This is a genomic window from Litorerythrobacter xanthomarinus (genome assembly GCF_046254955.1).
In the GTDB taxonomy this organism is placed as follows: domain Bacteria; phylum Pseudomonadota; class Alphaproteobacteria; order Sphingomonadales; family Sphingomonadaceae; genus Qipengyuania_C.
On sequence record NZ_JBJXRG010000001.1, the window covers coordinates 105955 to 120502 of the forward strand.

The 14548-nt window shown below is 60.3% G+C and carries 16 protein-coding genes; 6 read left to right on the forward strand and 10 right to left on the reverse strand.

Translation table 11 applies throughout. From position 1 onward, the window contains the following. Window positions 1-26 precede the first annotated feature (26 nt). The 5 genes from cobA to ACEWMW_RS00565 are packed head-to-tail and all read left to right on the forward strand — an operon-like array spanning window position 27 to window position 3945. Window positions 27-785: a uroporphyrinogen-III C-methyltransferase gene (gene cobA, locus ACEWMW_RS00545; protein ID WP_409411936.1), complete on the forward strand. Its 759-nt coding sequence runs from the start codon at window positions 27-29 to the stop codon at window positions 783-785. Further along, window positions 782-1081 (forward strand): DUF2849 domain-containing protein, encoded by a 300-nt coding sequence (locus tag ACEWMW_RS00550; protein WP_409411937.1) that lies wholly within the window; start codon window positions 782-784, stop codon window positions 1079-1081. Before cobA ends, ACEWMW_RS00550 begins: the two co-directional genes overlap by 4 nt. A gap of 3 nt (window positions 1082-1084) precedes the next feature. Beyond that, window positions 1085-2716: a nitrite/sulfite reductase gene (locus tag ACEWMW_RS00555; RefSeq protein ID WP_409411938.1), complete on the forward strand. Its 1632-nt coding sequence runs from the start codon at window positions 1085-1087 to the stop codon at window positions 2714-2716. Beyond that, complete coding sequence (locus tag ACEWMW_RS00560; protein WP_409411939.1) at window positions 2709-3137, forward strand: DUF934 domain-containing protein; 429 nt, start codon at window positions 2709-2711, stop codon at window positions 3135-3137. The genes ACEWMW_RS00555 and ACEWMW_RS00560 overlap by 8 nt, the downstream gene beginning before the upstream one ends. Further along, a complete protein-coding gene (locus ACEWMW_RS00565; RefSeq protein WP_409411940.1) occupies window positions 3127-3945 on the forward strand; it encodes a phosphoadenylyl-sulfate reductase in 819 nt (272 codons plus the stop codon). The genes ACEWMW_RS00560 and ACEWMW_RS00565 overlap by 11 nt, the downstream gene beginning before the upstream one ends. Window positions 3946-4009: 64 nt before the next feature. Here the strand turns inward: ACEWMW_RS00565 and ACEWMW_RS00570 are convergent, their stop codons facing one another. The 5 genes from ACEWMW_RS00570 to ACEWMW_RS00590 form a co-directional block, all read right to left on the reverse strand. Next, complete coding sequence (locus ACEWMW_RS00570) at window positions 4010-4399, reverse strand: hypothetical protein (protein WP_409411941.1); 390 nt, start codon at window positions 4397-4399, stop codon at window positions 4010-4012. 111 nt (window positions 4400-4510) lie between these two features. Then, complete coding sequence (locus tag ACEWMW_RS00575) at window positions 4511-5434, reverse strand: NAD-dependent epimerase/dehydratase family protein (protein ID WP_409411942.1); 924 nt, start codon at window positions 5432-5434, stop codon at window positions 4511-4513. Then, window positions 5431-6555: a glutamate 5-kinase gene (gene proB, locus ACEWMW_RS00580; RefSeq protein WP_409411943.1), complete on the reverse strand. Its 1125-nt coding sequence runs from the start codon at window positions 6553-6555 to the stop codon at window positions 5431-5433. The genes ACEWMW_RS00575 and proB overlap by 4 nt, the downstream gene beginning before the upstream one ends. Window positions 6556-6600: 45 nt before the next feature. Beyond that, on the reverse strand, window positions 6601-7659 hold the full coding sequence (obgE, locus tag ACEWMW_RS00585) for a GTPase ObgE (protein WP_409411944.1): 1059 nt from the start codon (window positions 7657-7659) through the stop codon (window positions 6601-6603). Window positions 7660-7754: 95 nt separating this feature from the next. Then, the gene (locus ACEWMW_RS00590; protein ID WP_409411945.1) at window positions 7755-8480 is read right to left on the reverse strand and encodes a hypothetical protein; all 726 of its coding nucleotides are present in this window, start codon (window positions 8478-8480) and stop codon (window positions 7755-7757) included. Between ACEWMW_RS00590 and ACEWMW_RS00595 the strand changes: the two genes are divergently transcribed. Continuing rightward, on the forward strand, window positions 8479-8679 hold the full coding sequence (locus tag ACEWMW_RS00595) for a hypothetical protein (RefSeq protein ID WP_409411946.1): 201 nt from the start codon (window positions 8479-8481) through the stop codon (window positions 8677-8679). The genes ACEWMW_RS00590 and ACEWMW_RS00595 overlap by 2 nt on opposite strands. A gap of 142 nt (window positions 8680-8821) precedes the next feature. Here the strand turns inward: ACEWMW_RS00595 and ACEWMW_RS00600 are convergent, their stop codons facing one another. From ACEWMW_RS00600 to ftsZ, 5 genes are all read right to left on the reverse strand, one after another. Next, on the reverse strand, window positions 8822-9562 hold the full coding sequence (locus ACEWMW_RS00600) for a Bax inhibitor-1/YccA family protein (protein WP_409411947.1): 741 nt from the start codon (window positions 9560-9562) through the stop codon (window positions 8822-8824). Between the two features lie 109 nt (window positions 9563-9671). Then, the gene (gene proC, locus ACEWMW_RS00605) at window positions 9672-10481 is read right to left on the reverse strand and encodes a pyrroline-5-carboxylate reductase (RefSeq protein WP_409411948.1); all 810 of its coding nucleotides are present in this window, start codon (window positions 10479-10481) and stop codon (window positions 9672-9674) included. Between the two features lie 26 nt (window positions 10482-10507). Then, the gene (locus ACEWMW_RS00610) at window positions 10508-11014 is read right to left on the reverse strand and encodes a type III secretion system chaperone family protein (protein ID WP_409411949.1); all 507 of its coding nucleotides are present in this window, start codon (window positions 11012-11014) and stop codon (window positions 10508-10510) included. Between the two features lie 140 nt (window positions 11015-11154). Then, a complete protein-coding gene (locus ACEWMW_RS00615) occupies window positions 11155-12609 on the reverse strand; it encodes an SPOR domain-containing protein (RefSeq protein ID WP_409411950.1) in 1455 nt (484 codons plus the stop codon). A 114-nt stretch (window positions 12610-12723) separates the two neighbouring features. After that, window positions 12724-14508 carry a cell division protein FtsZ gene (gene ftsZ / locus ACEWMW_RS00620; protein ID WP_409411951.1) on the reverse strand — a complete coding sequence of 595 codons (1785 nt, stop codon included), beginning with the start codon at window positions 14506-14508 and terminating at the stop codon, window positions 12724-12726. Window positions 14509-14548 lie beyond the last annotated feature (40 nt).

Sequence of the window (14548 nt, forward strand, 5' to 3'; positions counted from 1 at the left end):
GCGAGCCATCGGCCCATCTCACCCAAATGGCAAAAGCAGGCACCATCTACCTTGTCGGCGCTGGGCCGGGTGACCCCGACCTATTGACCTTGCGCGCAGCGCGCTTGATCGAGCGTGCGGAGCTCATCGTGCATGACGGCCTCGTCGACCAGGCAATCATTGCCATGGCGCGTCCGGATGCCGAGCTTATCTCGGTCGCCAAGCAGCGCTCGAAGCACACCCTGCCGCAAGATGATATCTGCGCGCTTCTCGTTCGCGAAGCGCTGGCTGGCCGCGATGTTGTGCGGCTCAAGGGCGGCGATCCACTGATTTTCGGGCGCGGCGGAGAAGAAGCTGAAGCAGCCAAGGAAGCGGGCGTGCCGGTCGAGATTGTACCGGGTATCTCAGCTGCCAATGGCGCCGCAGCAGCGGCTCAGATCGCCCTCACCCACCGCGATGCCGCAAGCGTTGTCAGCTTTGTGGCCGGGCAGTGCAAGGGCCTCAAGGACCAGAACTGGGCTGGCTTAGCCGGACAGGGACGCACGCTGGTGATTTATATGGGTGTGAAGACTGCGCCGCAGATCGCCGAGAAGCTGATGGAAGACGGACTCGCGCCGGATATGCCCGTCGCCGTGATCGAGAATGCAGCGCGTTCGAACATGCGCGTATTGCGTGCACCGCTTGCTGGCCTGCCTGGCCTGGTCGAAGCTGAGCAGGTCAGAAGTCCCGCTCTCATAATCATTGGTGACGTGACGTCACGCGGCGATCAATCCGTCGCAGCCTTGGCCAAGGAGGCCGCACAATGAAGATCATCACCGGCAACGACCTCAAGAGCGGCGCCGTCACATGGTGGACCGGCTATGACTGGTCAATCCATATCGAAGAAGCGGTTGATGCGGGCGATGAGGCCGAAGCCATCGCCAAGCGCGAGGAAGCCGCGCGGCGCGTCAACGGTCCATATATCATCGATGCCGAACGCGACGAGAACGGCACGCCCCGCCCCGGCCATATCAAGGAGCGCATCCGTGCGCTGGGGCCGACCGTGCGCCCCGATCTCACTCTCAAACCAGCCGATCCCGAAATCGGCAACTGGGTTATCTAAGCCATGTACGTTTACGACAATTACGATCAGGCGATGGTCGATACACGGGTCGATGAATTTCGCTACCAGACCAAACGCCGCCTCGAAGGCAAACTCAGCGAAGAGCAATTCCGGCCGCTGCGGCTGATGAACGGGCTCTACCTGCAGCTTCACGCCTATATGCTGCGTGTTGCCATTCCATATGGCACGCTCAACTCGGCGCAGATGCATGCGCTGGCCGATATCGCCGAAAAGTATGACCGCGGTTATGGTCACTTCACCACCCGGCAGAACATTCAATACAACTGGATCAAGCTGGAAGAGGCGCCCGACCTGCTCGCCGATCTCGCCAAGGTTGAAATGCACGCGATCCAGACCAGCGGCAATTGCATCCGCAATATCAGCTCGGATCACTTCGCCGGAGCCGCTGCCGACGAGCTGGTCGACCCGCGTCCCTACGCAGAACTTCTGCGTCAATGGTCGAGCTTCCATCCGGAATTCAGCTATTTACCCCGCAAATTCAAGATCGCTGTAATTGCCTCGGATACTGACCGCGCGGCGATGAAACTGCATGATATCGGTATCCAGATCGTCCAGAGCCGTAAGGGCGAACTGGGTGCTGCGTTCTATGTTGGCGGCGGCATGGGCCGCACCCCGATGATCGCGCCATGCATCCGCGGATTCGTCCCGCTCGACCAGCTGGTGACCTACTCCGAGGCCTGCCTGCGCGTCTACAATCGCCATGGGCGGCGCGATAACAAGTACAAGGCGCGGATCAAGATCCTCGTCCACGAACTGGGTGCGGAAGAATACAAACGCCAGGTTGAGGAAGAATTCGAACACCTTCTCGAGCAAGGGGTCGAGCCGCCGCTGGCCGAACTCAAGCGCATCAAGACCTATTTCGAGGACCCGGCTTTCGGAGATGGCCCCAAGGCTATCGACCGTTCAGATCCCGATTTCTCGCTCTGGGTCGATCGCAACACCGTGCGCCACAAGCACGATGCCTATGTCTCCGCCGTTATCAGCCTCAAGCCGGTGGGCGGCATCCCCGGTGACGCGTCGAGCGAGCAGATGCACCTGATAGCCGAGCTTGCGAAGGACTACAGCTTTGATGAGTGCCGCGTGATGCACACGCAGAACGTTGTACTACCGCACGTAAAGATCGCCGATCTCCATGCGCTGTGGACCAAGCTTGATGCAGCAGGCTTGGGCGCGCCGAATCTCGATACTATCGAGGACATTATCGCCTGCCCCGGGCTTGATTACTGCACGCTCGCCAATGCGCGTTCGATCCCGTTGGCCCAGAAAATCTCCGAACGGTTTGCTGCAAGCGGCAAGACCGATGCACTGGGAGAACTGAAGCTCAAGATTTCAGGCTGCATCAACGCCTGCGGGCACCATCATGCCGGGCACATCGGCATCCTTGGCGTCGATAAGAAGGGCATCGAGAACTACCAGCTTCTGCTGGGCGGTAGCGAGGCCCAGGATACCGCACTCGGCAAGATAACCGGCCGCGGCTTCGACGAAGAAGGGATCATCGGAGCGGTAGAAACGGTGACCGACATTTACCTCGATCAGCGCGAGGACGGCGAACGCTTCCTCGACACCTATCGCCGCATCGGAATGGATCCTTTCAAGGAGGCGCTGTATGGCTGATATCCTTCGCTTTCGCGATGACGAACCGGTTGATCATGCGCAGGTCACGGTTGACGCGTTTCTTGAGCAGTCCAACGCCGCTGCAGTGCGGATCGAGCCGGGCGATGACGCGCGTGAGTTGATCCCGCATCTGGATCGCTTGCGGCTGATTGAAGTCAACTTCCCTGCCTTCGGCGACGGGCGTGGCTATTCGGCGGCGCGCGTGCTGCGCGAGGCCGGTTATGAGGGCGAGATGCGCGCGGTTGGCGACGTGCTGGTCGACCAGATCGCCTATATGAAGCGCTGTGGCTTCGATGCGTTCGATCCGGACCAGCAATTCAATGCCGATGACGTCGAGACAGCTCTCTCGCGCTGGCCCGAAGTCTACCAGAGCGCCGCGGATGATCGCACCCCGATCTGGACTTTGAGGCATGGTGGCTGACTTGGCCGAGGCCGATCCCATTCGCCCAGACGCGCGAGTAGTCGACCGGCTCAATACCGGCCCGCGCTTCAACGATGAAGATGCGATCCGTCTCAACCGCATGTTTCGCGGATCCAGCACGCGGGAGATGCTGCAGTCGGTCATCGAGGATAATCTAATCGGCGATATTGCAGTCGTATCGAGCTTCGGCGCGGAAAGTGCCGCGCTGCTGCATCTGATTGCCCAGGTCGACCCATCGCTTCCGGTATTGTTCCTCGAAACAGGAAAGCATTTCCCGGAAACCCTCGCCTATCGCGACGATCTGGTCGAGCGGCTCGGGCTGACAAATCTCGTAAACCTCTATCCCGACTTGGGGACCTTGCAGCAAAAGGACGAGACGGGCCTTAGATGGTCCTACGACCCGGATGGTTGCTGCGAGATCCGCAAGGTGATCCCGCTGGCAAAGGCTTTGTCAAACTTCGATGGTAGCTTTACCGGCCGCAAATCGTTCCAGTCAGACACTCGCGCGAACCTGCCGCGTTTCGAAATTGATACATCCGACGAGCAAGGTCGGCTCAAAATCAATCCGCTGATTGATTGGAACGCCGAGGACATTGCCGCATATTTCGAAGAGCATCAATTGCCGCGCCACCCGCTGATCGCGCAAGGCTATCCCTCGATCGGCTGCTCGCCCTGCACCAGCAAGGTCAAGCCGGGTGAAGACCCGCGCTCCGGCCGCTGGAAAGGCTGGGACAAGACCGAATGCGGCATTCACACACCGCTTGGCGATGATGGCGAGCTACCGCCGGGCTACGAGCCGTTCCTCTAAGCCAACGCGAGAAGCCCCGGCAGCGAATAAGGCGCTACCGGGACACTCTGATCGGTCGATAGGCTTATTCTTCGATACGCTCGACGATTGAGACAGTGCCGTCGTCCGGGTCAGTCGATAGCCAGACGCCTTCATCGTTGACCATCTCTGAGAAGCAACGCTCTTCTGCGCCCTCGGCATCGACCGTAGTGCAAAACTCACCCGGCTTCTGGACCCAGGTCCCCGTAACGCTTTCTCCTTCCGCGTCGGTGGAGGTGAAGGTTCCGTCTTCAATGACGACTTCGGTAAGCACCGATCCATCGGGATCTGTAACGGTGAAAGTACCGTAGGAGGGCTTGCCATCGGCGGCCATGATCTGTGATTCTTCAGCGACCTCTTCTGTCTCGGCCGCTTCTTCAGCCGACGAGCACGCGGTGAGCGCTGCCAAAGTGACAACAGCAATGAGCTTCTTCATAGTATTCCCCCTATAAGACATGGCTCATGAAAACGGCCATTGCCGCCAGTTCAATCCAATGTCCCTGTGTGACCCCTGACACTTCCTGGGCGGGCGCGCAACTTGGCAAAATCAGAGCCAGCCGTTCTCGCGGTACCATTCAGCAGTCTGCTTCAACCCGGCGACTCCTGGAATGCGCGGCTGCCAGACTTCAACCGGCACTGCCCGATCGGAGCGAGCAATCCAGTTTGGATGCGTCATATAGCCGACACGGTCGGGCGTAAGCTTGGCGTTGTCCATGCGAAGTATTCGGTCGACGCCCGCCGCCGCGCGGAGGACGGATGCTGGCAAGTGCGGCGCGAATACCCTTCGCCCCATCGCTTCGCCGATTGCCTTGCCCAATTCCTTGTGGCTCCACCCGCCCTCGCGCGCATCATCAGGCTCGAAGATCTTGCGCCGCAGCGAAGGCACATTGGGTATCAGATTGAGGAGCAGGTGTGCCAGATCATGCACATGAATGATCGATGTCGCGCCGCAAGGCGGCAGAGGTACGACGCCCCATTTGGCGGAGCGAAACAGTTCAAACATATCGATATCGCGCGGGCCATATACTGCGGGCGGGCGCACGATGGTCCAGTCGAGACCGCTGCCCTGAACCAGCTCCTCTGCCTTGGCCTTGGAGGCCCCGTAGCGCGATAGCTTGGGCTCGCGCGCGGAAAGCGAGGAGACGAGAATGAAGCGCTTGATGCCGTTTGCTCTCGCAGCATCGAGAACAGCCTGTGTTCCCGCCACATTCACCGCGTCAAATTGCTCAGGATCGGGTGTATTGGTCAGCCCCGCGATGTGGATCACTGCATCCGCGCCTTCGCAGAGCGTAGCGAGTGCATGCGGATTGGCAAGGTCGCCCTCCAGCCATTCGATCCCCTTGCGATCCGCATCCGGAACGCGTCTCGCCAACGCCCGCGCTCGCAGACCTTGCTCTTCGACCAGATCGCATACAGCCTGCCCGACGAAACCCGTCCCGCCGGTCAGCGCGATCGGCGTATCAGGCGTCACAGCATCACCAAGTGATCACGGTGGACTACCGCCGGACGCGGTGAATGGCCCAAGACCTCGGCCTGCTGATCTTCGCGCATGCCTTTGATCGCATGGCAGTTTGCCGCGCTATATTCGCACAGGCCCTTGGCGATGACGCGGCCATCCTCGGCGCGTATCTCGACCAGATCGCCGCGATCGAATTTGCCATCGATAGCTGTGATACCTGCTGCCAGCAGGCTGGCTCCGCCCGTTTCGAGCGCCCGCGCGCAGCCCGCATCAACCGTCAATACGCCCGATGGAGCGATACGCCCGCCGAGCCACGCCTTGCGCGCATCGTCACTGCGCCGAGGCAAGAACACCGTCCCAACATCGGCATCGACTGCATTGGCGATCGGGGACTCGTGCTTGCCGTTGATGATCGCCAGGGTGATTCCGGCGCGCTCGGCAATCTGCGCTGCCTCAAGCTTGGATGCCATTCCGCCCGAACCCAATCCGGAGGAGGAACCGCGCGATGCCATGGCGAGAACTTCCGGTGTGATCCCGTCAACCTGCGCAATCAGCTGCGCACCATCCTGCATTGGGTCGCGATCATAGAGCCCGTCGACGTCGGACAGCAGCAGTACAGTATCCGCGCCTGCAGCCTGCGCTACACGCGCCGCCAGCCGGTCATTATCGCCAAAGCGGATCTCCTCTGTCGCAACGCTGTCATTCTCGTTCACCACCGGGACAACGCCTGCGGCCAGCAAACGGTTGAGCGTTGCCGAAGCATTGAGATAGCGCCGCCGGTCTTCAAGATCGCCGAGCGTCACCAGCATCTGCGCTGCGATCAGCTCGTGCTCATCCAGCGCCTGCGACCACAACCGCGCCAATTCCACCTGCCCTACCGAGGCTGCCGCCTGCGCGTCGGCCAGATTGCTGCGCCCCCCTTGCGGCATGCCTAGCCGGGCCGCACCCAGCGCAATCGCACCAGATGAGACGACAATGACTTCCGGACCTTCGGCGCGAATTGCCGCGAGATCCTGGGCCAACGAATCCAGCCACCAATCGCGGGGCTTGCCCGCCTCGATGAGCAAGGACGAGCCGACCTTGACCACTATCCGTCGGGCCTGGAGGAGCTGGGAAAGAGCGGTGATCGCCATGCTTGCAGGTCTTAGAGACGAGTGAGACGCATTTGAAGCATGCTCTTAATCGAGCGGCGACCAGTTTTCGGTCTCTTCTTCCGCTTCGACCTCTGCTCCATGAGTTTCGGTAGAAGTCTGTTCGGGCAAATATGACAGCACCGCATCGAGCAGGGGTTCGATCCCCGCACCAGTCGCAGCAGACACTGCGAATACGCGATCCGCGCCCGCTGCAAGAAGTTCCTCAGCAAATCCCTCGGCCAATTCTTCATCGGCCAGATCGAGTTTGTTGAGCGCGACGAGACGCGGCTTATCGGTGAGGCCTTCGCCGTAGGCCTCAAGCTCGCCTTCCACCACTCGCATTGCGACCGCTGGATCCTCACCGGCAATATCGATAAGGTGGATCAGCACCCGGCACCGCTCGATATGGCCTAGAAAGCGATCGCCAATGCCCGCCCCTTCGGCGGCGCCTTCGATCAATCCGGGAATATCGGCCAAGACGAACTCGCGGCCCTTGTGGTGCACCACGCCAAGCTTGGGCACGAGCGTGGTAAAAGCATAATCGCCCACTTTGGCGCGGGTGTTGGTGATCTGGTTGATAAAGGTCGATTTGCCCGCATTGGGCAGGCCTAGAAGACCAACGTCAGCCAGCAATTTCAGCCGGAGCCAGACCCACATTTCTTCGCTCGGCTCGCCCGGCTGATGTTGGCGCGGAGCGCGGTTGGTCGAGCTCTTGTAGCTGGCATTGCCACGTCCGCCCTGCCCGCCTTCAAGAAAGACCATGCGCTGCCCGACCTCGGTAAAATCAGCGAGTATCTGTTCCTTGTCCTCGGACAGTACCTGCGTGCCGACCGGAACCTTGATCACAAGATCTTTGGCCCCTGCGCCAGTGCGGTCCTTGCCCATGCCGTGGCTGCCGCGCGACGCCTTGAAATGCTGCGCATAACGAAAGTCGATCAGCGTATTGAGGCCGGGAACCGCTTCGAAGACGATATCCCCGCCCTTGCCGCCGGCGCCTCCGTCGGGCCCGCCATATTCGACATATTTCTCACGCCGAAAGCTGACCGCTCCTGGGCCGCCCGCGCCGGACTTAATGAATATCTTGGCCTGATCGAGGAAATGCATGGCAGCGCCCTAGCGACAAATAGTACGGATGTCGCGTGCGGACGCGATCACTGCCGGGATATAGGCATCCCTCGCTCTGATTCGAGATCTGCCTGCTATTCTTCGGTAAGCGTTGGTCCGAAGACGTCACCCGTATTAACCGGCGTATCGGTCGCAGCCTCGACTTCGACCGCAAGTCCCGAAGGTGCTGCCTGAACAATAGGGCCGTCCAGTGCAGCGGGAGCCGCAGTCGAAGGTGCGACTTGGACTGTCTCGACTGGCTGAACCGAGGCCGAAGAGGTGCCCGCCGCGTCGAGGTAAGTGCGATAGCGTGAGGTAGTGGGTCCAGGAACGGTACCTGCGTAACGCGCATCCCACGCTGCGAGATCGACACGGTATTGCTCATATGACGAGAAAAAGTCTTCGAACACGCCTTCTATGCGCTGCAACGCCATGGCCGAGAAGGTTCCCAGCTCGCCTTTTGGCACGAGCGCCAGCTCGTTGCTTACTGTCAGTGCCATGTCGCAGTAAGCATCCTGGACAGGCGGCAGGGCAAAGTAGTTATAGACCTGCGTCATGTAGGAATCCTGCACGTCGCGATAACCAGAGCCATGCTTCTTGCGAAACTCGTCGGCCAGTGCTCGGTTGGTCGTGCGCAAATCGCGCGAATGCGCCTCCAGGAATGTCTTGTAATTCGGCAGGATTCCCGCGTGCCGCATGTCGAGGCAATTGAGCGCGGCAACATTGAGCGCCGAACGCAGGTTCCACGTCATCTGCGCGGGCGTGAGATTGGCATTGACCGTCTGGCGCACGCCATCCGCGCCCAAACGCGGAATCACCATGGTTCCCACCGCACCCATCGGCGGCATGGGACGCGGTGGAATCACTACCGCCGGCGGCGGTGGTGGCGGTGGAGGTGGGGGCGGTGGAGGCGGCGGCGGGGCACATGCCGCAATTGTCGCCAAAGCTCCTACTACGGCGGCTAACCTGATATTCTGCCACGTTACATACATTGCGACCGCGTTCCTCCCGCTTCTGTGATGGCGAAACTCGCCTATCCACCCTTACTCAGAGCTTAAGCGCAATTCCTAGCATCGCTGAAAGCAAAAAAAATGCCCGGAGCGCACAATGCGCCCCGGGCACGATAAAGTGAGTCTTTTATGCGACTATCTGCAGTGGCAGATCATTCGCGGCTGCCCATAAAGCGGAGCAGGAACAGGAACATGTTGATGAAATCGAGATAGAGGCTCAGCGCCCCCATGATGATCGCCTTTCCGGCGAACTCGGTTCCCTGCACGACCTGGTACTCGCGCTTGAGCCGCTGCGTATCATAAGCCGTAAGACCGGCGAAAATGAGCACGCCAATGAAGCTGATCACCAGTGCCATTGTCGATGACTGCATGAACATGTTGATCACCATCGCGATAATCAGGCCGATCACGCCCATGACCAGGAACGTGCCCATGCCAGACAGGTCTTTCTTAGTGGTGTAGCCGAACAGGCTCAGCCCTGCGAAAGCGCCTGCTGTGGCGAAGAACGTCGCGGCAATCGATTCACCCGTATAGACCAGGAAAATCGTCGACAGCGAGAGGCCCATGAGGACTGCAAAGCCCCAGAACATCAGCTGGAGCGTGGGAGTGCTAAAGCGGTTCGCACCGAAGCTCATCGCAAACACGATGGCGAGCGGTGAGAGCGCCACCAACCACATCAGCGGCCCACTTGCGAATGTCAGCGCCAGGCCGGTGCTTGCCGTAACCAGGGCAATAACGCCCGTAAGCAAGATACCCGAAGCCATATAGTTGTAGATCGAGAGCATGTGCTTGCGCAGGCCCGCGTCGAATGAGACGCCGCCGGCAAGATCACCGCGAGATTGCGCAGTTTCGAATCCCGTCTGCGACTGGCGGGGTTCGTTCCAATTGGCCATTTTAGGTCAACTCCTGTTGTCGGCCGCACCAGCGGGCCGATACCCGGACAATATCGGGTGGATGGGGCCGAATTTCAAGCAAAACCGGAATGAGTTGCGCCGATTGCAATTAACCATTTTTCTTCGAATTTTCAGCCATTTCAATGCTACGATCATGCGCTGCGCGCAAACATTCGGTGGTTAAGGCCTGCAAGGCGCCCTCTGCATCGAGCACATCCAAGCCAGCCTGCGTGGTCCCGCCGGGGCTCGCGACGCGCTGTGCGAGCTCGGCCGGGGAGTGGTCGGATCGCGCGGCAAGCGCGCTTGCGCCCTCGATCATCTGCTTGGCGAGTCGCTCGGCTTGTTCCGATGGAATACCAAGTTCCTCACCCGCTTTGGCAAGCGTTTCGATGAAGCGGTAGACAAAGCCTGGTCCCGATCCGGCAAGTGCAGTGACTGCATGGAACTGGTCTTCACGCTCGAGCCATTCTGTTGCGCCCAGCCTGCCGATCAGATCATCGATCCCTGCCCGTCCCGCTTCATCTGCCCTTTCGCAATAGAGCGTCGTCGCCGACATACGAAGCGCCGCGGCAAGATTGGGCATGACCCGCGCAATCGCGGCGGCGCGCGGGAAATGCGTGCGGAGAGTAGAAAGTTCGGTGCCAGCAAGGATGGAAATCATCGTCGCATCACGCGAAAGCGATTCCAGACCGCCGGAGACCTCGTCCAGCAACTGCGGTTTGACGCCGAGCAGGATGCAATCGAATTGCTCGTGTCGCGGCAAATCCCGCAATAGCCTGACCCCCTCCGGCGCAGAATCGCGTGCGGGATCCACCGCAACAAAGCACGCCGGATCAAGTCCGCTTGCCAACCAGCCATCAAGCATTGCGCCGGCCATGTTGCCGAGCCCAACGATCAGGATTTTCTCGAACTGGCTCATCGCCATCCCCTCAAATCATCGCGGGGTTAGGCTTCTCCGGCAGCGTCGACAAGCGCGCTTTCGAGCGCCCCGCGCGGCGACTTGTCGCCCCACAGCACAAACTGGAAGGCCGGATAGAAGCGGTCGCACTCATCGATCGCGATTTCCACCAGCGATTGCGCCTGCGACAGGCTCAGCAACCCCTCATCGCCGAGCATGGTGGCATTGCGATACAGCAGGACATTGCCATTCGACCAGATATCGAAATGCCCAAGCCAAAGCTGCTCGTTCACAAGCGAGAGCAGCTCGTAAGTCGGTTTGCGCTTTTCCTGCGGCACGCGAATATCGGGGAGGCAGATGACCTGGAGGACATTGTCATCCATCCGCCAGATCGCGCGCAGATGGTACTTGGCCCAGCTTCCCTGGATCTCGCCAACCACCTCTTCTTCGGATTCGACCTGGCATGGCCAGCCCCGCGCTTCGAACAGCGCCGCCAGCATATCGAGCGGGGCCGCGTCATCGTCGCCGGCATATGGCTCTTCAGCCGTTCTCATTTCTGGGATCCGTGAATTGTCATCGATAGGGTGGATGCATTGTTAAGCACTCGCTTGGCAACGCGCGCATTGATCGCCCTTGTTGAGAAGTACTCTGCGCTGTTCAAAGCTTGTGCAAAACACCGAAATCGGCCTGCAGGTCAGTCCAGCTCGCGGATCGCCTGCCCTTCAGGGCTAGTATAAGAAAAGGTGTTGATACCCTTTTCTTTCAATCGGTTAACGACATCCTGTGCTTCAGCCGAGGAATCATAGGGTCCGGCAAGAAGGCGATTCGCCTGCCCCCAAGGGACCGTGTGCGGTGTGAAACCGCCCAAGATCTCCGGGGCCTGCCGTGCCAATCGCCGCCAATCGAACTTGAGCGCCGAGAGATCCTGCCCCGTGGCGACCTGAACCCAATGGCGCTCCGGCTGATCGGGAATGGCGGTTTCCCGCCGGGGTGCAATCGTGGTGATATCCACCGCTCCCCTCCGAGCAACCGGAGTGGGTGCTGTGTCCAGCGCAGAAAAGGCTTCCGACACGGTAACGCCCGATACGACCTTGGCCCCTGAAGTTGTGCCCTGCCCGGCAATAACCTGCGCCAGCCGCGATGACTGCCCTGAATTGGTCTGAGCGAGTCGCGGCGGCAAGCCTTGGGTCACGGGTTGGCTCGCGATATGGGTGGTGGGCGTCTGCTGAACCTGAGGACGCGATTGAGGTGCGGGCTGCGGGGCAGCTTGCTGTCCCAATGGCGTGCCCTGCGGCGTTAGGCTTGCCTCTGCCCTTCGCGTAGCCGCACTGCCCGCTTGGGCCGATTCGGCCAGCTGACTGCCGACCAAGCCGATTTCGCCAGTTCGCGGAAACCGACCAAGGTTTGCCGCCGCGGCCTGTTGCGGTTTGGAAAGCTGCGGCATGAATTGCAGGTAAGGCGAAATCCTGCTTGCCATGTTCTGCGGCATCACTGCTTCTACAATGCGCTGCGCTTCCTCATGCTCTCCAAGAATCGCCAAGCCGAAAGCGCGCGTGCGATAGGCGGCAAGGTCGCGCTGCTGCAGGAGAGGAAGCAAAGTATCCTCAAACTGCTTACGCTGGCCGGCGATCGCGTGACTCAGCGCCAGACGGCGAATGATGCGCGCATTCCGTGCCTGGCCCAAGGCGATACCATATTGTTCCTGCGCCCGCTGATTCTCACCAACGAGATCGAACGCAAGGCCGCGGTCGCCCGCCAACCGGTCGGACGAGACACCTGCCTGCTCTGCCTCGCCGAACAGGCGCAGGGCTTCTATCGGTCGCTCGGAACGCAAGAAACCCGAAGCCATGCCAAGCTTGGCCCGCGGATTGCCTGGAGATAGCTCATCAGCTCGGCCAAAAAAGCCGATCGCAGCGTCGATATCTCCCAGATCGAGGGAGGCTGTACCCGCATCGATCAGCGCATCCACGCTTTGCGGATTACGCGCCAGTCGCTGCAGCGCGGCATTGAGCTGCGAGACTTCGCGCGCGGTCGGAGAGCCGGACTCGCCTGTCGGCTGTGACGCCGCAGGTGCACTCAAGGCCAATAACGCCGCTCCTGCAAGCAGGCGGACGCTGAGAAGCTGTTTGAATCTGTCGGGAGCCATCATGGTTCGTCTAGTCACCTTGTTCGGCATCCGGCAAGCCACGACCGGATGTTCCGTTCACACGCGTAGACGAGCGAAGCTGGCTGGCCGATTTACTGCTTGCCAGCTCGCACTGGGCTATTGGTTGTTTTGACGGCCTAAAAACCGCGGAATGCTGAGCGAGGAGCTGTCATCGTCGTCCTCATCCTCTTCCTCGTCCTCAGTGCCCGTGCCGCGCGAGAGATTGGCCATGCGCTCGAACAATGTGCTGCCTGCACCCGACTCATCGCCTGACGGAGCGCCGCCCGCTGGCGCTGCTGCACCCTCTGCACCACTTGACACGCCTCCTGCCGCACCGCCAGCAGCAGCGGCACCTGCGGCGTCATCGCCGGAAAGCAATCCTCGCCTGCGACCGGGTTGCTTGGTCTGGAGCGGGGTTTCTTCTTCGGCGATATCATCGCTGCCGAGCAGCAATTCATTTGAATCATCGCTACTTTCGTCCGCGAAACTATCGAGGTTGAGCGGCTCCGCTTCGCTCTCAGGCGGAGAACCAAACCCGCTTTCTTCTGCTATGGTGGTATGGGCGGAATCGTCGGCCGGATCAGCCAATCCGTCTTCTTGATCCGCGTCGAAACGTTCGGTTTCTTCCGTGCGAAGCCCTGCGAGTGGATCTACGATGTCATCGACATCATCGAACTCTTCATCGTCCTCGGCATAATCTTCGGCTGAACCGAGATTGAGCGGAACCGGCTCGCTTTCAGCCAACACATCTTCGCCTTCGGTTTCCGACGCCAATTCGGCGGGCTCGGCGGGAGCGGATTCGGAGAGCTCAAACGGTTCTTCCTCGACCGGTGCCGGCTCTTCAGGAAGCTCATTCGCAAGATCGAGCGCAGGACGCTTGGGCACTCGCCCACCGCTCAATGAGAACGGGCGTTGGTCGCTCGCTTCAGGAATTGCCGACTGGTCAATCCCGGTCGCCACGACCGAGACGCGGATCTTGCCCTCGAGCTCCGGATTGAATGCCGAACCCCAGATGATGTTCGCATCTTCGTCAACCAGCTCGCGAATGTGGTTGGCGGCCTCGTCGACTTCGAGCAGCTTCATGTCTTCGCCGCCGATGATCGAAATGATCACGCCCTTAGCGCCCTGCATCGACACACCGTCGAGTAGAGGGTTCGAAATGGCATGCTCGGCAGCTTCAAGTGCGCGGTTGTCGCCCTCGGCTTCGCCGGTGCCCATCATTGCCTTGCCCATTTCGCTCATCACCGAACGCACGTCGGCAAAGTCGAGATTGATCAGGCCGGGCATGACCATCAGGTCGGTGATCGAGCGGACGCCCTGCTGCAGGACCTCGTCCGCCAGCATAAACGCTTCCTTGAATGTCGTTTCCGCCTTGGCGACAAGGAACAGGTTCTGGTTCGGGATGACGATCAGCGTATCGACATGCTTCTGCAGCTCGTCGATCCCGGCTTCCGCCGCCTTCATGCGGCGCGAGCCTTCGAACAGGAACGGCTTGGTAACCACACCCACCGTCAGCACGCCCATCCGCCGGGCTGCTTCGGCAATTACGGGTGCAGCGCCGGTGCCGGTCCCGCCGCCCATCCCCGCCGCGATGAAGCACATGTTCACGCCTTCGAGCGCTTTCTCTATATCGGAGACTGTTTCTTCAGCGGCGGCCTTGCCGACTTCGGGCCGCGCGCCTGCACCCAGTCCGCCGGTGATATCCGGACCCAGCTGGATACGCGCGTCGGTAGCCGCGTTGGTCAATGCCTGCGCATCGGTATTGGCGACGAGGAACTCGACGCCTTCGATGTTTGCAGCGATCATGTTGGCGATGGCATTTCCGCCTGCGCCACCGACGCCGACTACCGTGATGCGAGGCTTGAGCTCATCGCTTTCAGCGGGGCCGATATTAATGCTCATTAGGTTTTCCTTTGCGGAATCTTGGGCGCGGACGTTATTT